Origin of the sequence: Streptococcus sp. SG1 (genome assembly GCF_030439935.1) — a bacterium.
Classification (GTDB): Bacteria; Bacillota; Bacilli; order Lactobacillales; family Streptococcaceae; genus Streptococcus; species Streptococcus gordonii.
This window is the reverse complement of the sequence record NZ_JAQFJC010000006.1, coordinates 62,240-82,946: the sequence shown is the minus strand read 5'-3', so window position 1 is coordinate 82,946 and position 20,707 is coordinate 62,240. Positions and strand designations below refer to the sequence as shown.

The window sequence follows — 20,707 nt, the reverse complement described above, 5'->3', positions numbered from 1 at the left end:
AAATTAAATTTTCCTGCCCTCTTTTTCTTGCTTTAGGCAAAGGAAAAAAGACAATTATAACAATTGTCTTTTCTATAGTTATTACTTATCAGGAATGACCTTAAATAAGTAGTAGGTGATAAAAATTGTCAGAGCAAATAGACCGATCTTTACAAGTAGAAGAGGAGCAAAAAATATAGAAATGCCCATCAAAATGTAGATGGATACAATAATCTTTTTCTTACGCTCCTTGGCAATCGATCCTGTCTCCCGAAAATCCGCCACATAAATCTGATACATTTTTGTATGATAGAGCCAATTTTCAAAACGTTTGGAACTCCGAGAGAAGCAAGCTATGGACAAGAGCAAAAAAGGCGTTGTAGGCAAGATAGGAAGAAGAATTCCAACAACTCCCAGCCCCAAGGACACTAGTCCAACAAGAAAATAAATGGGACGCATAAAATCTCCTGGTTATTTTTTATTTTCAACATGATTAAATTGATGTCAGAGGCGTAGCTGTATCTGGCGAAGTATCCAAAACTTGAAAGTCATGATTGACTGCCAAGTCAGCTTGAGCCAGCTGATTAACCATAGTCATATGAGCAAGCTCCTTGATATTATTCTCCTTACTCAAGTGACCTAGATAAATCTTTTTGGTACGGTTCCCCAAGGTTCGAATCATCGTATCAGCACCATCTTCATTAGATAAGTGGCCTTTATCGGATAAAATACGTTGCTTAAGACTCCAAGGGTAAGCTCCACTACGCAAAATTTCTACATCATGATTACTCTCAATCAAGTAACCATCAGCATTTTCAACTACTCCAGCCATACGGTCACTCACATAGCCCGTATCCGTCAGCATGACAAAGCTTTTATCGTCTTTCATAAACCGATAAAATTGTGGTGCCGCCGCATCATGGCTAACACCAAAACTTTCAATATCTATATCACCAAAAGTCATAACCTTACCCATTTCAAAAATATGCTTTTGGCTGATATCAATTTTCCCTAAGGCACTATCCATAGCTTTCCAAGTATCTTCATTAGCATAGATATCTAAATTATACTTGCGGGCTAAGACCCCAACACCATGAATGTGATCCTTATGTTCATGAGTTACTAAAATAGCATCTAAATCTTCTGGTTTACGATTAATTTCACTTAGGAGACTAGTGATTTTTTTACCAGATAGTCCCGCATCCACTAAAATCTTCTTTTGGGTTGTTTCTAAATAAAAACAATTACCACTAGATCCAGATGCTAAAATGCTATACTTAAAACCTTCCTTAGTCATCTTTACTTTCTACTTCTTCACTTTCCCAGTCATCATCCAAAACAGCATCCTTATCATACGGCAGGACAATTGTAAAAGTTGATCCGACTTCATACTCACTCTTGGCCCAGATAAAGCCATGGTGCTGCTTGATGATTTCTTTTGCAATCGCAAGTCCTAAGCCCGTTCCACCTTGCGCACGGCTTCGAGCCTTATCCACTCGATAAAAACGGTCAAAGATCTTAGGCAAGTCTTTTTTGGGAATTCCCAATCCTTCATCAGAAATTGAAATAATCAGCTGATCTTCCGTCGTTTTCATCCCTACGGTAATCTTTCCACCATCTGGAGAATACTTGATAGCATTATTCATGATATTATCAATGACCTGCGTCATTTTATCAGTATCAATTTCAACCCAAATAGGTGTGATTGGATAATCTCGTACAATCTCATATTTTTTGGTTTCATCCTGACTTTTAATCTTATCAAAACGATTCAAAATAAAAGTGATAAAAGCTGTAAAATTAGTTAATTCTACATCCAAATGACTACTATCATTATCAATCCTTGATAAGCTAAGCAAATCAGAAACCATCCGCATCATTCGGTTCGTTTCAGTAAGAGAAACTTTAACAAATTCAGGAGCAACTGGCTCAGAAAGAGCGCCCTCGTCCAAAGCTTCTAGGTAAGACTTAACACTTGTTAAAGGGGTCCGGAGCTCATGACTTACGTTTGATACAAAAAGCCGACGCTCCCGTTCCTCTTTTTCCTGTTCTGTCGTATCGTGCAAAACAGCTACCAAACCAGAGATAAAACCAGATTCCCTACGAACCAAGGCAAAACGAACACGCAGACTTAGATATTCTCCATTTTCATCCTGTGAATCAATCGTCAATTCCGGCATCTTGGTAATTAAATCCCGCAGATCATATTCATCCGCAATATCTAACAAGTCTAAAATACTTGTATTTTGGACTTCCTCTGGATCAACACCTAGTTGCTTAGAAGCCATATCATTAATCATGATAATCTGACCCCTACGGTTGGTTGCCAAAACCCCATCTGTCATGTAGGACAGGATACTAGTCAAACGTTTGGTTTCTTGCTCCAGATTTTCTTGTGTTAATCTAGTCACCTCAGACAAATCATTTATACTATTGGTCATATCCGTAATTTCTGGACTGCCTTGCATATCCAGAACCTCGGAATAGTCTCCTGCGATTAAATCTTTGATCTTTTGATTGAGCAGACGAAGTTGGCGATTATCCCTTCGATTCTCTAAAAAGAGCAGGGCAACAACCAAAATAAAACCTAAAACAATTAAAACAAAAACAAAATCTACAGAAAACACAAATTGTCTAATATTTTCAATCATTGTTTCTCATATAATAGCCAACACCACGACGAGTTAAAATATACTCTGGTCGGCTTGGCGTATCTTCAATCTTTTCACGTAGACGGCGAATCGTCACATCAACAGTGCGTACATCACCAAAATAATCATAACCCCAAACTGTCTCTAGTAGATGTTCGCGTGTCATTACTTGACCAACATGACTAGCCAAATGGTAGAGTAATTCAAACTCACGATGGGTTAATTCTAGCTCTTCACCATGTTTCTTGGCAACAAAAGCATCGGGTAAAATTTGCAATTCACCCACTGTCAACTCATTTGAGCCCTTTTCATTTTCTTGGGTATCTACAGCAAATTCTGAACGTCGCAAAATAGCCTTGACGCGAGCTTGGAGCTCACGGTTAGAGAAAGGCTTAGTCACATAGTCGTCTGCTCCGATCTCAAGGCCGATAACTTTATCAAACTCACTATCTTTAGCCGATAGGACAATAATTGGAACATTACTGGTCTTCCGAATGGTGCGTGCTACTTCTAGCCCGTCCAATTCTGGCAACATCAAATCCAAAATCAAAATATCAGGATTTTCAGCTTCAAACATCTCAAGAGCTTCACGACCATCAAAAGCCGTAACAACTTCATAGCCCTCTTTTACCATATTAAATTTTATAATATCTGAAATTGGTTTTTCGTCATCTACAACTAATATTTTCTTCATATCTTTCACCTTTTTTTCTGTCTCTTTTATTATAACAAACTTTCTTAAAATAGACTAATTTCCCCAATTAAAAATACTATTCTTTATCTTACAATTTAAAGACATTCGTGACAATGCTGTAAAAAAATTAGCTCATAAAAAATCTAAAAATAAACTGTCAAAAAATGAGATTACAAAAAGAACCCGCAAAGCGAGTTCTTGATCATTATTTTTCGACGCGTGATTTGTTAGCGATATCAGCTAGGATAGCTTCAACAAATTCGTCTACCACTACCGTATGTGTTTCTTTTTGTCCGTAGCGACGAACGTTGACAGTTCCATCTTCCATTTCCTTGTCCCCAACGATCAATTGGTAAGGGATCTTGCTGGTTTGTGAAGCACGAATCTTGAACTGCATTTTTTCATTGCGCTCATCTACGTCTGCACGGACACCGCGGTCACGGAGTTTCTTAGCCACTTCCCATGCGTAGTCCACGTGTTTTTCGTTAGAAACGGGGATGAGGGTCACTTGATGTGGTGCAAGCCATGTTGGGAATGCACCCTTGTAGTTCTCAATCAAGATAGCTGTGAAGCGTTCCATAGTTGAGATAACCCCACGGTGGATCATAACTGGACGGTGCTCTTCACCATCAGCTCCGATGTATTTGAGGTCAAAGCGTTCTGGAAGCAAAAAGTCGAGTTGGATAGTCGAAAGGGTCTCTTCTTTTCCAAGGGCCGTCTTAACTTGGATATCGAGTTTTGGTCCATAGAAGGCTGCTTCACCTTCAGCTTCAAAGTAGTCAACACCCATTTCATCAAGGGCTGCACGAAGCATGGTTTGGGCATTTTCCCACATTTCATCGTTGTCAAAGTACTTGTGAGTATCTTGAGGGTCACGAAGAGAGAGACGGAAGCGGTACTCAGTCAAGTTGAAGTCTTCGTAAACATCGATAATCAACTGAAGGGCACGTTGGAATTCTTCTTGGATTTGTTCAGGAGTAACAAAGAGGTGACCGTCATTAAGAGACATTTCACGCACACGTTGAAGACCAGTGAGGGCACCAGATTTCTCGTAGCGGTGCATCATACCGATTTCAGCGATACGGATTGGCAATTCACGGTAAGAATGAACATGGTGTTTGAAGACTTGGATGTGGTGTGGGCAGTTCATTGGACGAAGGACAAACTCTTCACCGTCTCCCATGTCCATAGTTGGGAACATATCTTCACGGTAGTGATCCCAGTGACCAGAAGTTTTATAAAGCTCTACTGATGCAAGTGGTGGAGTGTAAACATGTTGGTAGCCTGCAGCGATTTCCTTGTCGACAATGTAGCGTTCCAATTCACGACGGATAGTCGCACCGTTTGGCAACCAGAATGGCAGACCTTGTCCAACCTCTTGTGAAATCATGAAGAGGTCAAGTTCTTTACCAAGTTTACGGTGGTCACGTTCTTTGGCTTCTTCACGCATTTGAAGGTAGTTCTTCAAGTCTTTCTTGTCAAACCAAGCTGTACCATAGATCCGTTGCATCATAGCGTTGTCGCTATTTCCACGCCAGTAAGCACCTGCTACATGGAGAAGGTGGAAGATTTGGATGCGACCAGTTGATGGGACGTGAGGTCCACGGCAGAGGTCCACGTATTCACCCTGACGGTAGATAGTCAAACCACCTTCGTCTTCAGAGTGTTCTTCGATCAATTCCAACTTGTAAGGGTCGTTCTTAAAGATTTCACGTGCCTCGTCTTTGGTAACTTCCTCGCGAATAGATGGGAAGTTTTCCTTGACGATCTTCTTCATTTCTTCTTCGATACGAGGAAGGTCTTCGTTAGAGATTTGACCAGCTGTGTTGTCCGTATCGTAGTAGAAACCATCTTCGATAGCTGGACCAACCCCCAAGTGAATATCTGGGAAAAGACGACGAGCTGCTTGAGCAAACAAGTGAGCAGCTGAATGGCGCAAGATTGGAAGGGCATCTTCGTGATCAGGTGTCACGATTTCGATGGAACCATCTTCGGTGATAGCACGAGTCGTGTCGATGAGTTTGCCGTTGAATTTACCTGCCAAGGCTTTTTTCGCTAGGGAATTGCTAATGCTTTGTGCAATTTCAAAAGTTGTAACGCCAGATTCGAATTCACGAACAGCGCCATCTGGGAAAGTAATCTTAATCATGGTTTTCTCCTTTAAAAAATTATCGTATTTTTATAACTGAGGTTTGAAGGAATGGGGAAACTAGCTATTTACAATGAATGATATCAATTGATTATCTAAGCAAATGATAGTTTAACTTTCTCATTCTAAAGAAAAAGAAAGCTGTAGAAATAAATAGATAGCATACCAAAGAAAGGATTAAAGACAAGTATTGCTCATCAGTCATCTCACCTTCCATGTATATCCTTATCGGATAGCTTTTTATCGCATTGACCAAATAGATAGCAGCTGTCAAACTTAAAAGATATCCCGTTATAATGAGTTTCTTGTTGTTGAAAAACATTAAGATACCAAGAAAGGGGGCAAGGAAGGGCAAGAGAGGAATGAGTAGAAAAAATGAAAAGACGACAATATACTCTAAACCCCATAGGCTGAGAGTTTTCATTAGCCATACATAGACTATAAGGAAGGTACAAGTCATCATCCAAGATAAATATTTCTTCAAATCTATTACCTCATTCAGCTCTTAGCTAAATTTCATTTTAACTTTGTCGTAACTATTCTCCATACAAAAAGCGACATCCTCGAAAGGACGTCGCAACGTGGTTCCACCTTCATTTATGTTCCTCAAAAAAGAGGGACACCTCTGATTGGCTCTAACGTAGCCACCGTTTTATGTTTTCATAAAATCCAGTAGAGTAGTCCCAACTGCATCCTCTACGCGATTTCCAGCTCCACGCGCTCTCTAAAAGATTTCCTGCAGGTGATATGTCTCTAGGAAACATTATAGCACGATTGAAAAAATTTGCAAGAACTTTTACATTTTTCTAGCTTCGCTTTTTTTCTTTCTCAAATGATAAAACAAATGGCCTAATCCATTACCAGCCAGTGAAGAAAGAAAATAAACCAAGTGATAGAGAGGAATCCATTCTCCAAAGATAAAAATTGTCAGCAAAAACAGAAGGCCAACTAAAATAGAAAAATGCAATGAAAATCCATAAATTACTGCATATAGCAAGGATACTAATAGAGTGACAAGAGGTGAAAAGATAAGAATGTTTCCAACCACAAGGTTTTTACTTACCATTGAATCAAGTGGCAAATATATTAGCAAAATATCAAATATTAAATAGAAAAAAACAAGGGGAAGTAAGAAAAGAAATTCATTTTTTCAGTCTCTCATCCCCTCATCTCCTTTTCACCTTTCAAAGAATAAACTTATTCTAGGTATTTGCGAATTTTTCTGATTTGTTTTCTTGAAGCTTTAATCATCCGAGTTGAACCATTTACCGGAAGAAGGATAATTTTACCTGGCAGTTTTATCATTGATTTTGCAAAGCGCTTTGTTCTTGTTTCATCCGGCCTAATTTCATTTTGAAAATCTTTAGAAATCCCTAAATCCAGATAGAATTCATAGACACGGCGCCCAAAATTTTCTGCTGAAATTTCATAGAGTTTATCTGCCAATCTCTCTTCGTCCATTTTAGGCGTTGTCATAACTGCTTCTAAAATAGCACCAGATAGGTCGTTATCCTCATAATAAAGTGTCCCAAACATTTTATCCGTCACAACATTATCTAGATAAGGATTGCCGTGGGCAATAATCGGTGTACCACTGGCAATACTTTCCAAATATGTTAGTCCCTGCGTCTCACTAGTTGAGGCAGAGATAAAGAAATCAGCCGCCTTATAGTAAAGGGCAGTTTCATTTGGAGGTATCATGCCTGTGAAAATAATAGAATCAGTAATACCTAAACTCTCAGCCTGTTCCTTCAAGTCCGACAAATAAGGGCCGTCTCCTGCCACTACCAATTTTACAGTAGCATTTTCTTTTAAGACATCTGGTAAAGCTGCAATAACTGCTTGAATATTTTTCTCATAAGAAACTCGAGACAAACTGAGCAACATAGTTTCTGAGTCATCGATTGCCAGTTTCTTTCGTAAATCTTCAATATGATCTTTGGTGATTTCAGGTCGTTCAAACTTAGCCAAATCAATCCCTGTAGGAATGACCCTCTTTTCAGTTGTAACCTTGTAGCGTGTTAACAAATCATAGACGATCTCACTAGGACAAATCACACCATCCATATCATTCAAAAAACCACGGACGATATACTTAACCATACTAGGCCGAATCAGCATTCCATTTGCAATATAGCGGACGTAATCTTCATATTGAGTATGATAGGTATGCAGGACAGGAATCTTTAATTCCTTAGCAATCCAGACTCCTAACAATCCCAATGAAAATTCAGTCTGTGTGTGAATGATATCAAGCTGATACTGGCGAGCAATCTCTAAAGCCTTAGAAAAACCTCGGTATGCAACCCGACGATCTTTAAAGGCAAAAAAGGGTACACTCGGTATCCGAATAATCTGCCAATCCTCATAACGATTCACGTCTTTATCAGTTGTCGTAAAGATAAAAACTGTATGTCCTTGCTTTTCAAGTTCCGTCTTCAAAGTCCGAATACTCGTCGCCACACCCGAGACCTGAGGGAAATAGGTATCTGTAAAAAGACCAACTCGCATATTACATCTCCAATACTTTTCGATAGGCTTCTACTAGCTGATAGGCTACATCATCAATTGAACGGCTTTGAGCCACTCGATAACCAGCTTCACGTTTATCAACTTGACCGTCTAGAACCTTTCGAAGTGACTCAACAAATTCATCAACATTATGACAAAGCTCAGCAGACTCTTCGCTAATCCATCCCTCATACACAGGAATATCTCGAAGAATGACATGTTGCTTGCTAGCTAGGGCTTCCAAGACCACAATACCTTCTGTCTCTTCATATGATGGGAAAAAGAATGCATCACTTCCTGACATAGCTCCTTGAAAAACAGCTCCCTTAAAATAGCCAGGGAACTCCACATTAGAAGGATGATCTTTTTCTACTAATCTACGAATCGAAGCTGGGATCAACCACTTATTGATCGAGCCTAGCCAGATAAAACGAACATCTGGCATCCTTCTAGCCACTTCAACAAAGTCTTCTATTCCTTTTCGCTTAAAATAGAGACCTGCACAGACAACAACCTTTTGGCCTTCCTTAACTTGAAAATGTTCTCTAAAAACCTTTTCCTTTTTAGGGTCCGCTTGGTATTTCTCAAGATCTATACCATTTGACACAGCAATAATCGGTGTCGTTACCCCGTAGCCTGCAATAAGCTTTTTAGAATACTCTGATGGTGTAATAACAAAGTCAGCCTTTTGATACATATGTGCAAGATATTTACCAAATAAAGGTGCAAAGAAATTCGACCCAATAAAAGAATTCTGAAAATCCTCCTTGGTAGAATGGCCATGCATAATAACCTTCTTCCCATGTCTCTTGGCGGCATGTAAGAGGAGCAAACTTCTTGGTCCATAAGTATTAATATGGACTACATCATAATCACCTAAAATATCTGTCGTATACGGAATACCAGCCAGGTCCAAGGCATGCATTTGGTGTTGCAAAGCTCGACCAATACCAGATTTTTCTAGCACTGATTTTCCTTCTAAATACAATAAAACTTTCATAAATACTATTATACCTGAAAGCAGAAAAAAATTAAACTTTAAATGGCAAAAGCAGGTATGGATCTCTCAATCCTATTGCTTTTCTTGCCAATAAGTATCCTCAAACTGCATACAAAAAAGCCACCAAATGGTGACTTTAACTTTTATTTTCTAGTTGAGTCCCGTTCGTAAATACCATGAGATAAAACAACTTCGCGTTCTTCCAACTCTTCCTTGTGCATAATTTTAGTCAGCATACGCATACTAATAGCACCTAAATCATATAAAGGCTGGCTGATAGTCGACAAATTTGGACGTGTATAGCGAGATATTTGTGAATCATCGCTAGTAATAATTTCAAAATCCTCTGGAATTTTTACTCCGCGATCAGCTAGTCCGTTTAAAAGACCAGCTGCCAGCTCATCACCTGTAACAAAAGCAGCCGTTGCTTTAGAAGCAATTACTCGTTCAGCTAAATTATAGCCATCATCATAGCCATACTTAGACTCAAAAACAAGACCTTCGCTGTATGACAGCTTTTTGCTCTTAAGAGCCGTTTTATAACCGGATAAGCGTACTTTTCCATTGATATCATCAACTAAAGGTCCGCACACAAAAGCAATTTTTTTATTGCGCTTAGCAAGGAATGTGATAGCATCAATTGTAGCCTGTTTATAATCTATATTAACACTTGGCAATTGGTGCTCCACATCAATAGTTCCAGCCAAGACAACTGGCGTGCGTGAGCGTGAAAATTCTGAACGAATCTTTTCAGTAAGGTGGTAACCCATAAAGATAATACCATCTACTTGTTTCGAAAAGAGAGTGTTTACAACTGAAACTTCCTTATCATCATCCTCATCGCTGTTTGCTAGGACGATATTGTATTTATACATCTCAGCAATATCATCAATTCCCTTGGCGAGTGTTGAGAAATAACTATTTGTAATACTTGGAATCACAACACCAACTGTCGTAGTCTTCTTGCTAGCCAAACCACGAGCCACTGCATTTGGACGATAATCAAGGCGATCAATTACTTCCAAAACTTTTTTCCGAGTGTTTTCTTTTACATTCTTGTTTCCATTAACTACACGACTAACTGTCGCCATAGAAACCCCTGCTTCACGGGCGACATCATAAATGGTTACTGTATCGTCTGTGTTCATATTGCTTCCTTTCTTAAAGTTGAAAATAACGTTTTCATATTCCTACCAAGAACATTTTATCACTTCTTGGAAACACTTTCAAGCATTTTGATGAGTTTATTTGAAAACTCTTGCTTTTTTAGTCATTTTTTGCCAAAATAGAAGCATAGAAAGAAGGTTTCATTATGACAAAATTGAATCAAATTCGTAATTTTCTTGAAAACGAGAAAAAAGACGCTGCAATCATTTCAGATCCAGTCACTATTCATTATTTAACCGGATTTTATAGCGACCCTCATGAGCGTCAAATGTTTCTCTTTGTCTTCACAGATCAAGAACCTCTACTCTTTGTTCCTGCTTTAGAAGTAGAGCGCGCTTCTAGCACCGTTTCTTTTTCTGTAGTAGGTTATGTAGATTCTGAAAACCCTTGGAACAAAATTAAGGCTTCCCTACCAGTCAAAGGGGTTAAAACTGTGGCTGTTGAATTTGACAACTTAATTTTAACTAAATACCACGGTTTGAAAACTGTTTTTGAGCAGGCTGACTTTACAAACCTTACACCATTTATTCAACGGATGCGACTCATTAAGTCTGCTGATGAAATCCAAAAAATGCTTGTAGCAGGCCAATATGCCGATAAGGCTGTTAACATTGGTTTTGACAATATTTCTTTGAATAAAACTGAAACTGATATCATTGCTCAAATTGACTTTGCCATCAAGCAAGAAGGATATGAAATGAGCTTTGAAACCATGGTCCTAACTGGAAATAATGCGGCCAACCCTCATGGTATCCCAGGAGCAAACAAAATTGAAAACAATGCCCTCCTACTCTTTGACTTAGGCTGTATGGTTAATGGCTATGCTAGTGATATGACGCGGACTGTTGCTGTTGGCCAACCTGACCAGTTCAAAAAAGATATCTACCATCTAACTCTAGAAGCCCAGCAAGCTGCACTTGACTTTATCAAACCAGGTGTAACAGCCCATGAAGTAGACCGGGCTGCTCGACAAGTTATCGAAAAAGCTGGTTATGGTGAGTATTTCAACCACCGTCTTGGTCATGGTATCGGTATGGATGTTCATGAATTTCCGTCTATCATGGAAGGTAACGAGATGGTTATTGAAGAAGGTATGTGCTTCTCTGTTGAACCAGGTATTTATATTCCTGGCAAGGTCGGTGTCCGCATTGAAGATTGTGGGTATGTCACTAAAAACGGATTTGAACTCTTCACTGAGACTAGCAAGGACTTGCTCTACTTTGATTAGAATAGCCAAAAGCACCCATTGCGGTGCTTTTTTGCTAGTTTGAAATCTACTTAGTCAACTGTTACTTCTCCTGTTCTATAGGTAATACAAATCCCGGTTTGAATATTCGGTATGAAAGTATTAAACTCGAGACTTCCATCGCTTGATTTGGTTTCCAGACGAAAGATTACTCCTTTCTTTGCTTCTATTCGTTATTGGACGGAGATTCTTGTCACTTTCTTAGATCCTCTTGTCCTTAATTACAAGTCTGAACTCTATTGTTCAGGCTTGTTTTTTCCTAAAAACTTAAGGATCCTGAAAAACAGTCTGTAACTAGTTCGTGAAATTCTTATATGTATAAATGATTAACTTTTCAAATCAGGTCTTCCCTTGCCCTTCTTTTTTTAAAATGATATAATTTTATTAAATTATCAGAATATTCTAATATATTTTTGTTTTAAGGAGACATCTATGTCCTTCAAGAAAGGCAGAGGGAGAGGCTACCTTAGCTATCTTGTTCTCTTACTTTTTCTCATCATATTTTTACTTTTTTCATTGTTTTTATCTGTTTCTTTAGGAGCTGTTAAAATCAATTTGTTAGATACCTACCGGATTGTATTTAGTAAGTTAGGTTGGTTCTCAAATATAAGATACCTTTCCAAATCAAGTATTGCAATCGTTTGGAATATGCGAGTCCCAAGAGTACTCCTTGCCATTATTGCAGGAGCTGGACTTTCTATCTGCGGGTGTGTGATGCAGTCCACTGTCAACAACCCCATTGCTGAACCTTACATTCTGGGGATTTCTTCAGGAGCTACTTTTGGAGCTACACTCAGTATCATTTTAGGCCTTAAAGCCTTCACTGGAGTTGCTGCTTTTACGGGAGCACTTCTAGCAACCGCTGCTGTTTTACTAATTGCGACTATACAAGGAAAGTCGACAACATCCAGTCTGATTCTTTCCGGTACAGTAGTTAACGCCCTCTTTATCGCCTTTGCTAATTTTATCATTTCTCTTGGCGCCAATGCTGATAGCGCCTTGACTATCAAATTTTGGACTATGGGTTCTCTGGCAGGGGCATCTTGGTCGAATCTAACTTTTCCTGCTTTCATTGTCAGTCTTTCCCTTTTGTTCTTTTGGTCTCAATATCGAATTTTTAACGCCATGACGATGGGGGAAGAAATTGCTTTAACATTGGGTGTGCCCTTACGCTTTTATTGGTATCTTTATATCACTATTGTCGCGATTATCACTGCTATGCTAGTAGCGTCTTGTGGAATTATTGGTTTTGTAGGATTGATCACTCCTCATTTAGCCAGAGCCCTAATAGGAAGCAATTATAAAGAAATCTTACCCATAGCCAGCCTTCTTGGAGCCCTCTTTATTCTTTGGGCCGATGTTTTTTCCAGGATTTTAATAAAAAACTCTGAACTTCCGATTGGTATTTTTACCGCTTTAGTAGGAGCTCCCTTTTTTATCTATATGGTTGCTAAAAGTCGAAAGGAGATGCTTAGTTGAGATGGATCTAATTTGCGAAGATATTCACTATTCAATTGGCCAGAAAAAAATTTTAAATGGCATTTCTCTAAAAGTCGAAGGGAGAAAATTCCACACTATTCTTGGACCCAACGGCTGCGGTAAAACAACCCTATTGAAGACTATATATCGTCAAATTAAACCAGACAGTGGTAGGATTTTTTTAAACGGAAGTCCATTAAAAAATTTGAGTTTAAAATCTACCGCTAAAGGCATGGCAGTTCTCAGTCAATTTAACCAGTTGCAATTTGACACCACTGTTGAGGAAATCGTGTTACTGGGGCGAATCCCCCACCTATCTTTTTTACAGAGGGAACAAGAAGAAGATTATGACTTGGTTCACCAATCTTTACTTAAAGTAGACATGGCTGACAAAGCCAAACGCTCCTACTCCTCCCTATCTGGAGGAGAAAAGCAAAGAGTCTTGTTGGCTAGAGCTCTAGCCCAGCAACCAAGCTTGCTACTCCTAGACGAGCCTACCAATCATCTGGATATCAAATACCAGCTGGATATTCTAAGTATTGTTAAAGACTTAGATATCAACGTATTGGCTGTTCTACACGATATTCAATTAGCCTGTCGCTACTCAGATTATCTGTATCTTATGAAAGGAGGTGAAATCCTATACCAGGGCAGCCCTGAAGAAGTAATTTGTCAAGAATCACTGCAAGCCATTTATGGTGTTCAAAGCAAGGTCGCTTGGACCAGCGATCAACAAGCAATGATTCAGTATCTCTAAGAAACTATTTTCAGAGATGAATAGTTGAAGAAAAAATTGTTTCCAATGTGACTTTCTTATAATTAATGGAAACTTTTGGGTAGCCACTTTTTGAAAACCTTAGCCTAATCTAGCTATATTCTCAACACATGAAAGGAAATGTATATGAAAAAAACTCTCAGTATCTTACTCGTCACAACAGCTGCACTGACAATGGTAGCCTGCAATTCTTCATCTAAGGAAAGTACGAAAGAAAGCTCAACTTCGCAATCTTCCTCAAAAACACAAAGCGCGAAAAAGAGCACAGCAGAGACAAAATATCCAGTGACAATCAAAACCTACGATGCCGAAGGCAAGGAGATTGATCAGATCTTTGAAAAGGTACCGGAAAAGGTCATCACCAATAACCTTTCAACGACCGAAATCTTGATTGAACTAGGCTTAAAAGACAAGATTGCTGGTATGCTCAATCCAGACAATGATGTCACAGATAAATACAAGGCTGATATTGCCACCATTCCGCAGGTCGGCGACAAGAAAACTGTATCACAAGAAACTGTGCTATCCTATGAGCCAGACGCTCTTCTTGGACGAAACATGATGTTTTCCGAAAAATCTCTGGGGACAGTTAGTGCCTGGAATGAAAATAAAATCCCTGTCTATACACAAAAGGCTTCCCTGTCCAATACCAAGCAAGATCTAGGCAATATCGTTGAAGATGTCAAGAATATAGGAACCATCTTTAACGTTCAAGATAAGGCCAATCAGTATGCCAACCAGCTACAGGCAAGAATTGACACTGTCAAGAAGGCGAATAAGGCTAGCCAAGGAGAAAAGAAAAAAGCGCTCATCATGTGTGCATATAACGATGAGACTTTCGGTGCTTATAAATCTGCTCTGCAAGAAAGTCTGCTAAACCAGCTCGGCTATACCAATGTAGCGACTGGAACCTCTGGCTTAACCTTGGAAAACCTGGTTTCTATGGATCCAGAACTCATCATCTACGTAACCAGCGACCGCAACAAGTCCATGGATGAGCAAGCAGTTGATCTAATGAAAGCCAATCCAGTTCTGGAAGATGTCCCAGCGGTCAAAAATCAGAAAATTATGACCATCTCCTATGATGAGTTTATGGATTATGGTCCTGCTGTAATCGACTCACTCGAGAAAATCAATGACTTTATCAATAAATAAGGCCTTTGTCTGGGAGGGTATCACTGTCAATATTACTCTGCCCCAAGATTATGACGGATCACGACCTTATCCAGCAATCTTGCTAAATGATGGCCAGATAAACTACCTAAGCAAGCTTTCTCCATCGGTAATCTTGATTGGACTGATACCGAACAATAGGCTGGACGATTTTACACCCTGGAAAGCCAATGCTCTAAAGCCTGGCAATCCTGATTTTGGTGGCAAAGCAGATAGTTACCATCAAAAGCTCTTCAGCGGTATATTAACAGAAATCAGACAGCACTACCTACTGGATGACAAGAGAATTGCCTATGGTGGCTACTCTCTTGGTGGACTCGCGGCTGTTTACAGTCTCTATAGCGACTGCAAGATCCCCTGTGTCTTTTCTATCTGCGGCTCCTTTTGGTATCCAGGTTTTACCGACTATTGCCAGACACAGGACTTGAAAAACAAGGACTGTCTAGTCTATTTACAGAATGGAAAGACAGAAGGTGCGAATCACTCGAACCGACTTTCCAAGGCTCCTTTCTATGCTGAAGAAATTCATCGCTTGATTCAGAAAGAAATCCTTACCACCTGCTCCATCTTTGACCCTTATGGACATCATGAAGCTCTTCAATCAAGGTATGATTCCTTTATAAAATGGTTAGTTCAATACTGGAATTTAGAAACAACTAGTTAACTATCTTTCTTGAAAAAATTTAATCTAATCAAGGAACTATATTGAGAAACACTTTTAATTCATATCAAAGTAGATAGCTTCTAACTTTCTTCCTCTCTTCTAATTTTAGAAAGTAAATAAAAAAGCACCAGATTTATCGACCCTAAAAGTTAGATTGAAATAATCTAAAGATTAGGGTCTGGTAAAATTGGTGCTTTTTCTGTTTTACTATATAACTACTCTACTGTTACTTCTCCAGTTCTATAGTTAATACGAATCCCGGTTTGAATATTTGGAACGAAGACATTAAACTCAAGACTTCCATCGCTAGACTTTGCTTCTAAATGAGAGCCCGCTGCTATTAAGTCATCAGGATTAGCATAAATCAAGGTAACTCGATAACGGACTCGCTTCTTTTTATCCAAAGCCTTCCGAATCAAGCTTTCATAAAAATTTTGTCCAGTAGACGAAGAACTGTTTGCCTGATTTGCCCAAGCTGTTTGAACAGCGATATTCTCTGGGTTACTTGTAGAAGCATCAAAGTTCTTTAAGCCTCCGACTAAAGAATAAGCTAATAAATGCCCTCGGTCAACAGCATGATTAAAATCTCCAGTAAGATTTCTCACTTGATGCCAGCCGGCAGGAACCCAACTTGTCGTTCCGTTTCCGGTTTCTTCTCGATTTTTGTATTGTCTAGTCTGTTTAGAAAGCAGAGCATTCCCAATTATTGGTACTAACTGTCCCTGAACTGACTTTGTCTGGTTTTGTGCATAAGGCTGACTGGCAATATCAGCATTTAGGTCTGTCTTGTTGCCATTAATAATAAATGCACCTGCCTGATTCCATTCTATGTTGCCTTTTAATTGCTTGCGAACAGAATCAGTCAATACACTCTGAGATAGTGCTTGCTCGGGAGTTGAGATATCCCTTCTTCCTGTTCTTTGAACCTGTGGATTAGACTTTATGTTATCCTGATTCTGATGGTTTGAGAAATAATTAGCACCAGCTATCAGAACAAGTGCCAGAATCAGTCCTACTATGCTTTGAAAAAGTTTCTCTTCTTGTTTCTTCTTCATTTTTTCCTCATAAAAATAGGAGCGGACAAACTGCCCTATACTCCTTATTTACCTGTAAACTTATTAATAATGCTCTGCCATTTATCAGGTGATAAGATGGACCAAGGATTATCGCCACCACCAATCACACCATAACCAATAACTAAACCAATAGCAAAGACAAGGAGCCCCAATAAAATCACTAAGAAAACAATCCCAACTTGTTTCGCTACATATTTCAACTCATCATTCATCGTCATCTTCCTTCACACGCTTAATGTTGGCTCCTAGAGCAGCCAATTTCTCATGGAAAAGATAGTAACCACGATCTAAATGCTCTAATTTGCTAACCTTGGTTTCTCCACTAGCAATAAGGCCCGTCAAAATTAAGGCCGCGCTAGCTCTCAAGTCAGTAGACATAACCTCTGCTCCTTGAAGCTTCTGCCCACCAACAATTCTTGCTGTATCCCGCATAATTTCAGAGTGCAAGCCCATACGACGCATCTCTTCTAGATGTTGGAAGCGATTTTCAAAGACTGTCTCAATCATAGTTGATTCGCCACGAACTACCGTCATCAAGGCAGTAAATTGAGCTTGCATATCCGTTGGAAAACCTGGGTGAGGCAGGGTTTTAACACTAACAGCTTTTAAGCGTGATAGATCTGATTGGATCCGGATTCCCTCTTCTTCTTCAGTTACGGATACACCCATTTCTTGAAGCTTAGCTAGCAAAGGACGATTGTGTTCCCAGATTGCATCCTGAATCAGAACATTACCACCTGTCATAGCAGCAGCAACCATAAATGTTCCCGCTTCAATTCGATCCTGAACAACACTATGTTTGGTTCCTGTTAATTCTTTGACTCCAAGAATGGTTAATGTTTCAGTCCCTGCACCACGGATCTTTGCCCCCATTTTATTGAGCAAGACAGCTAGATCAACAATCTCTGGTTCCCGAGCAGCATTTTCAATAACAGTTGTCCCTTCAGCCAGTGTCGCAGCCATCATAATATTCTGAGTCGCACCTACACTTGGAAAATCCATATAAATATGGGCCCCATGTAACTTATCTGCTTTTGCTTCAATATAGCCGGCTGTCTGAGTAATCTCAGCCCCCATTGCTTCAAGGCCTTTCAGATGCAAATCGATCGGACGACTCCCAATCGTACAGCCACCAGGCATTGATACCTTAGCGTGTCCATTACGTGCCAAGATAGGTCCTAGGACAACAATAGATGCCCTCATCTTGCTGACATACTTATAGGGCGCTTCTTCTGTAATATCTTGACTAGCATCGACCACAATCTCATGCTCATCCTGATTGAAGTCTACAGTAGTATTTAAACCGCGAACAACATTGTTCATGGTAAAGACGTCTGATAGAACAGGTACATTTGTTAAAATCGTTTTTCCTTTACTTGCCAAAACTGTTGCAGCCAAAAGAGGCAAGACTGCATTCTTTGCACCCTCGATTTGTACTGTTCCAACTAAGCGATTATTTCCACCTTGAATAATAATTTTATCCATATATACTCCCTTACTCATTCATTGTTTCTAGTTTCTCTCTTATTTTACGTTTCCATTCAAAATATCAAAACTTACTTGATAAATACTTAGGAAAAAAAGACTAACCAGATAACCAAGCGCAATACTCAAGAATAGAATGAGTAAGCGAATTTTTAAAGCATTATCAGCATTTACTTTCAAGAGCCTCTCCCAGTTAACAAGACTAGATAATAACTGATGAGACAAAAAAATAAATAGTAAATGACTGCTAAGCGTAAAAACTATTTGAATCATAGACCTATTATACCAAAAATACTAAATAATGGGAAATGACCTTTACTTATCCCCTCTCGCCTTGTTCTTGAAGCAAGTTCTAACAGAAAAAAGCTTGTTGCCTAACAGCAACAAGCTTATATCTAATCATTATTTTACAAAGTCAAGCAATGCCAAGAAGCTTTCAGCTTCAAGTGAAGCTCCACCAACAAGCGCACCGTCAACGTCAGGGCAAGCCATGTATGAAGCAACGTTTTCAGGTTTAACAGAACCACCGTATTGAACACGAACTTTGTCAGCAACTTCTTGACCGAAGTCTGCAGCTACAACGTCACGAACAACTTTACACATTTTTTGTGCATCGTCTTGTGAAGCTGATTTACCAGTACCGATAGCCCAGATTGGCTCATAAGCGATAACGGTTGAAGCAACTTGTTCAGCTGTCAATCCAGCCAATGCAGCAGATACTTGAGCACCTACAAATTCAGCAGCTTTACCAGCTTCGTAAGTTTCAAGTGACTCACCACAACAGATGATTGGAAGCATACCGTTTGCAAAGATAGCTTTTGCTTTTTTGTTGATATCTTCGTCAGTTTCATGGAAGTAGTCACGACGTTCTGAGTGACCGATAACTACATAGTCAGTACCAATTTCTTTCAAAACTTGTGGGCTAGTTTCACCAGTAAAAGCACCTGCATTTTCAAAGTAGCAGTTTTGAGCAGCAACTCTAAGGTTTGAACCTTTAGCAGCAGCAAGAACAGCTGTCAAATCAACTGCAGGAGCTGCGATACCTGCTTCAACAAGGTCTGATGAAGGAAGTTTTGATGCAACGGCTTCAACGAATGCTTTTGCTTCTTCTGGATTTTTGTTCATTTTCCAGTTACCAGCGATAAATGGTTTACGTGACATTTCACATACCTCTTTTTTCATTTTATTTTCATGTTCCATTGTATCACAGTTGGCTCAATAAATAAAGGCGCTTGCTAAGTTTTTATCAAATTGAAACGGCTAAAATACTGCTCTCTATTTTATAAAAGACCTTGCTATATGTCCATTATGAAGCTAAATACATTGGTGTTAGGAATATTAGTAAACAAATCCTTCTTTCAAAAAAATATAAAAAAACCCGCATAAGCGGGTTTCGTGTCTGACTTAAATTGTTAATCTGGTAACTTAATTGAATTAAGCTTCGATTTCTGTAACCATACCTGAACCAACAGTACGTCCACCTTCACGGATAGAGAAAGTAGTACCTTGTTCAACGGCGATTGGGTGGATCAATTCAACTTCGATAGTTACGTTATCACCAGGCATTACCATTTCAGTACCTGCTGGAAGTTCGATTGAACCTGTAACGTCAGTTGTACGGAAGTAGAACTGTGGACGGTAGTTGTTGAAGAATGGAGTGTGACGTCCACCTTCTTCTTTAGTAAGGATATAAACTTCACCTTTGAATTTAGTGTGTGGGTTGATTGAACCTGGTTTAGCAATAACTTGTCCACGTTCGATTTCATCACGTTGGATACCACGGAGAAGCACACCTACGTTGTCCCCTGCAAGACCTTCGTCAAGCTGTTTACGGAACATTTCAACACCAGTAACAACTGCTTTTTGGATTTCTTCTTTGATACCAACGATTTCGATTTCGTCGTTGACTTTAACGATACCACGGTCGATACGTCCTGAAGCAACTGTACCACGTCCAGTGATTGAGAATACGTCTTCGACTGGAAGAAGCAATGGTTTGTCAGTATCGCGTTCTGGTTCTGGAATGTACTCATCAACAGTGTTCATCAATTCCATGATGATATCTTCGTATTTAGAGTCACCTTCAAGAGCCTTAAGAGCTGAACCTTGGATAACTGGAAGATCGTCACCTGGGAAGTCGTATTCTGACAAGAGGTCACGGATTTCCATTTCAACCAATTCAAGCAATTCTTCGTCGTCAACCAAGTCAACTTTGTTCATGAACACGATCAAGTGTTTAACACCAACTTGGCGAGAAAGAAGGATGTGCTCACGAGTTTGTGGCATAGGACCATCAGTTGAAGCTACTACAAGGATAGCTCCGTCCATTTGAGCGGCACCAGTGATCATGTTTTTAACGTAGTCCGCGTGTCCTGGAGCGTCGATGTGAGCGTAGTGACGTTTTTCAGTTTCATACTCAACGTGCGCAGTGTTGATAGTGATACCGCGTTCGCGTTCTTCTGGAGCAGCATCGATAGACGCATAGTCTTTTGGTTGGTTAACTGCTGAAGGCAAGCGACGTGCCAATACAGTTGTGATAGCTGCTGTCAAAGTAGTTTTACCGTGGTCAACGTGTCCGATAGTACCAATGTTAACGTGTGGTTTACTACGATCGTATTTTTCTTTTGCCATTTGAGTAAAAGCCTCCAATAAAATATA

Annotated in this window: 20 protein-coding genes and 1 pseudogene; 5 read left to right on the top strand and 16 right to left on the bottom strand. The window is 39.5% G+C overall.

Translation table 11 applies throughout. The features are described 5' to 3' along the window. Window positions 1-81: 81 nt before the first annotated feature. The 9 genes from PCY06_RS06410 to ccpA all read right to left on the bottom strand — a co-directional run bounded on the left by PCY06_RS06410 (window position 82) and on the right by ccpA (window position 10,132). The gene (locus tag PCY06_RS06410; RefSeq protein WP_008809001.1) at window positions 82-438 is read right to left on the bottom strand and encodes a YbaN family protein; all 357 of its coding nucleotides are present in this window, start codon (window positions 436-438) and stop codon (window positions 82-84) included. A gap of 34 nt (window positions 439-472) precedes the next feature. Continuing rightward, on the bottom strand, window positions 473-1,276 hold the full coding sequence (locus PCY06_RS06405) for an MBL fold metallo-hydrolase (RefSeq protein ID WP_048775089.1): 804 nt from the start codon (window positions 1,274-1,276) through the stop codon (window positions 473-475). Next, a complete protein-coding gene (vicK, locus tag PCY06_RS06400; RefSeq protein ID WP_082307766.1) occupies window positions 1,269-2,630 on the bottom strand; it encodes a cell wall metabolism sensor histidine kinase VicK in 1,362 nt (453 codons plus the stop codon). The genes PCY06_RS06405 and vicK overlap by 8 nt, the downstream gene beginning before the upstream one ends. Beyond that, window positions 2,623-3,324 (bottom strand): response regulator YycF, encoded by a 702-nt coding sequence (yycF, locus tag PCY06_RS06395; protein WP_012000241.1) that lies wholly within the window; start codon window positions 3,322-3,324, stop codon window positions 2,623-2,625. Before yycF ends, vicK begins: the two co-directional genes overlap by 8 nt. A 205-nt stretch (window positions 3,325-3,529) precedes the next feature. Continuing rightward, on the bottom strand, window positions 3,530-5,473 hold the full coding sequence (gene thrS / locus PCY06_RS06390) for a threonine--tRNA ligase (RefSeq protein ID WP_061598663.1): 1,944 nt from the start codon (window positions 5,471-5,473) through the stop codon (window positions 3,530-3,532). Between the two features lie 91 nt (window positions 5,474-5,564). After that, window positions 5,565-5,936: a hypothetical protein gene (locus tag PCY06_RS06385; RefSeq protein ID WP_045773786.1), complete on the bottom strand. Its 372-nt coding sequence runs from the start codon at window positions 5,934-5,936 to the stop codon at window positions 5,565-5,567. Window positions 5,937-6,670: 734 nt separating this feature from the next. Next, the gene (locus PCY06_RS06380; RefSeq protein WP_048778536.1) at window positions 6,671-7,984 is read right to left on the bottom strand and encodes a glycosyltransferase family 4 protein; all 1,314 of its coding nucleotides are present in this window, start codon (window positions 7,982-7,984) and stop codon (window positions 6,671-6,673) included. A gap of 1 nt (window position 7,985) precedes the next feature. Then, a complete protein-coding gene (locus tag PCY06_RS06375) occupies window positions 7,986-8,984 on the bottom strand; it encodes a glycosyltransferase family 4 protein (RefSeq protein ID WP_041789613.1) in 999 nt (332 codons plus the stop codon). 143 nt (window positions 8,985-9,127) lie between these two features. Continuing rightward, window positions 9,128-10,132 carry a catabolite control protein A gene (gene ccpA, locus PCY06_RS06370; protein WP_082307767.1) on the bottom strand — a complete coding sequence of 335 codons (1,005 nt, stop codon included), beginning with the start codon at window positions 10,130-10,132 and terminating at the stop codon, window positions 9,128-9,130. A gap of 164 nt (window positions 10,133-10,296) precedes the next feature. Here ccpA and PCY06_RS06365 point away from each other — a divergent pair, with 164 nt between their 5' ends. After that, window positions 10,297-11,379 carry a Xaa-Pro peptidase family protein gene (locus PCY06_RS06365; protein WP_048778530.1) on the top strand — a complete coding sequence of 361 codons (1,083 nt, stop codon included), beginning with the start codon at window positions 10,297-10,299 and terminating at the stop codon, window positions 11,377-11,379. Between the two features lie 50 nt (window positions 11,380-11,429). On the opposite strand, the pseudogene PCY06_RS06360 reads toward PCY06_RS06365, so the two are convergent. After that, window positions 11,430-11,537: pseudogene (locus PCY06_RS06360) on the bottom strand (DNA-entry nuclease); the annotation flags it as partial. Between the two features lie 292 nt (window positions 11,538-11,829). Here PCY06_RS06360 and PCY06_RS06355 point away from each other — a divergent pair. From PCY06_RS06355 to PCY06_RS06340, 4 genes are all read left to right on the top strand, one after another. Beyond that, window positions 11,830-12,876, top strand: a complete 1,047-nt coding sequence (locus PCY06_RS06355) for an iron ABC transporter permease (protein WP_105165156.1) — start codon at window positions 11,830-11,832, stop codon at window positions 12,874-12,876. 1 nt (window position 12,877) lies between these two features. Next, a complete protein-coding gene (locus PCY06_RS06350) occupies window positions 12,878-13,633 on the top strand; it encodes an ABC transporter ATP-binding protein (protein ID WP_105165157.1) in 756 nt (251 codons plus the stop codon). Window positions 13,634-13,777: 144 nt separating this feature from the next. After that, entirely contained in the window at window positions 13,778-14,806 is a 1,029-nt protein-coding gene (locus PCY06_RS06345) for an ABC transporter substrate-binding protein (protein ID WP_061601745.1), read from the top strand. Then, entirely contained in the window at window positions 14,787-15,488 is a 702-nt protein-coding gene (locus PCY06_RS06340; protein WP_061598657.1) for an alpha/beta hydrolase-fold protein, read from the top strand. The genes PCY06_RS06345 and PCY06_RS06340 overlap by 20 nt, the downstream gene beginning before the upstream one ends. A gap of 215 nt (window positions 15,489-15,703) precedes the next feature. On the opposite strand, the gene PCY06_RS06335 is transcribed toward PCY06_RS06340, so the two are convergent. The 6 genes from PCY06_RS06335 to tuf form a co-directional block, all read right to left on the bottom strand. Beyond that, entirely contained in the window at window positions 15,704-16,543 is an 840-nt protein-coding gene (locus tag PCY06_RS06335; protein WP_061598655.1) for a DNA/RNA non-specific endonuclease, read from the bottom strand. Window positions 16,544-16,587: 44 nt separating this feature from the next. Beyond that, window positions 16,588-16,776, bottom strand: a complete 189-nt coding sequence (locus PCY06_RS06330) for a DNA-directed RNA polymerase subunit beta (RefSeq protein ID WP_060970300.1) — start codon at window positions 16,774-16,776, stop codon at window positions 16,588-16,590. After that, the gene (gene murA, locus PCY06_RS06325) at window positions 16,769-18,049 is read right to left on the bottom strand and encodes a UDP-N-acetylglucosamine 1-carboxyvinyltransferase (protein ID WP_082307769.1); all 1,281 of its coding nucleotides are present in this window, start codon (window positions 18,047-18,049) and stop codon (window positions 16,769-16,771) included. Before murA ends, PCY06_RS06330 begins: the two co-directional genes overlap by 8 nt. A gap of 39 nt (window positions 18,050-18,088) precedes the next feature. Beyond that, window positions 18,089-18,322 carry a DUF1146 family protein gene (locus PCY06_RS06320; protein WP_037622338.1) on the bottom strand — a complete coding sequence of 78 codons (234 nt, stop codon included), beginning with the start codon at window positions 18,320-18,322 and terminating at the stop codon, window positions 18,089-18,091. A 129-nt stretch (window positions 18,323-18,451) separates the two neighbouring features. Beyond that, entirely contained in the window at window positions 18,452-19,210 is a 759-nt protein-coding gene (gene tpiA, locus PCY06_RS06315) for a triose-phosphate isomerase (protein WP_082307770.1), read from the bottom strand. Between the two features lie 273 nt (window positions 19,211-19,483). Further along, window positions 19,484-20,680 carry an elongation factor Tu gene (gene tuf / locus PCY06_RS06310; protein WP_020992675.1) on the bottom strand — a complete coding sequence of 399 codons (1,197 nt, stop codon included), beginning with the start codon at window positions 20,678-20,680 and terminating at the stop codon, window positions 19,484-19,486. Window positions 20,681-20,707: the final 27 nt, after the last annotated feature.

Bases quoted from the DNA above. Each gene is read 5' to 3' on its own strand.
- PCY06_RS06355 (WP_105165156.1), top strand. From the start codon at position 11,830: ATGTCCTTCAAGAAAGGCAGAGGGAGAGGCTACCTTAGCTATCTTGTT.
- vicK (WP_082307766.1), bottom strand. From the start codon at position 2,630: ATGATTGAAAATATTAGACAATTTGTGTTTTCTGTAGATTTTGTTTTT.
- PCY06_RS06340 (WP_061598657.1), top strand. From the start codon at position 14,787: ATGACTTTATCAATAAATAAGGCCTTTGTCTGGGAGGGTATCACTGTC.
- PCY06_RS06350 (WP_105165157.1), top strand. From the start codon at position 12,878: ATGGATCTAATTTGCGAAGATATTCACTATTCAATTGGCCAGAAAAAA.
- PCY06_RS06385 (WP_045773786.1), bottom strand. From the start codon at position 5,936: ATGATGACTTGTACCTTCCTTATAGTCTATGTATGGCTAATGAAAACT.
- thrS (WP_061598663.1), bottom strand. From the start codon at position 5,473: ATGATTAAGATTACTTTCCCAGATGGCGCTGTTCGTGAATTCGAATCT.
- PCY06_RS06365 (WP_048778530.1), top strand. From the start codon at position 10,297: ATGACAAAATTGAATCAAATTCGTAATTTTCTTGAAAACGAGAAAAAA.
- PCY06_RS06330 (WP_060970300.1), bottom strand. From the start codon at position 16,776: ATGAATGATGAGTTGAAATATGTAGCGAAACAAGTTGGGATTGTTTTC.
- PCY06_RS06345 (WP_061601745.1), top strand. From the start codon at position 13,778: ATGAAAAAAACTCTCAGTATCTTACTCGTCACAACAGCTGCACTGACA.
- tpiA (WP_082307770.1), bottom strand. From the start codon at position 19,210: ATGTCACGTAAACCATTTATCGCTGGTAACTGGAAAATGAACAAAAAT.
- yycF (WP_012000241.1), bottom strand. From the start codon at position 3,324: ATGAAGAAAATATTAGTTGTAGATGACGAAAAACCAATTTCAGATATT.
- PCY06_RS06410 (WP_008809001.1), bottom strand. From the start codon at position 438: ATGCGTCCCATTTATTTTCTTGTTGGACTAGTGTCCTTGGGGCTGGGA.
- PCY06_RS06380 (WP_048778536.1), bottom strand. From the start codon at position 7,984: ATGCGAGTTGGTCTTTTTACAGATACCTATTTCCCTCAGGTCTCGGGT.
- PCY06_RS06335 (WP_061598655.1), bottom strand. From the start codon at position 16,543: ATGAAGAAGAAACAAGAAGAGAAACTTTTTCAAAGCATAGTAGGACTG.
- tuf (WP_020992675.1), bottom strand. From the start codon at position 20,680: ATGGCAAAAGAAAAATACGATCGTAGTAAACCACACGTTAACATTGGT.
- PCY06_RS06375 (WP_041789613.1), bottom strand. From the start codon at position 8,984: ATGAAAGTTTTATTGTATTTAGAAGGAAAATCAGTGCTAGAAAAATCT.
- ccpA (WP_082307767.1), bottom strand. From the start codon at position 10,132: ATGAACACAGACGATACAGTAACCATTTATGATGTCGCCCGTGAAGCA.
- PCY06_RS06405 (WP_048775089.1), bottom strand. From the start codon at position 1,276: ATGACTAAGGAAGGTTTTAAGTATAGCATTTTAGCATCTGGATCTAGT.
- PCY06_RS06320 (WP_037622338.1), bottom strand. From the start codon at position 18,322: ATGATTCAAATAGTTTTTACGCTTAGCAGTCATTTACTATTTATTTTT.
- murA (WP_082307769.1), bottom strand. From the start codon at position 18,049: ATGGATAAAATTATTATTCAAGGTGGAAATAATCGCTTAGTTGGAACA.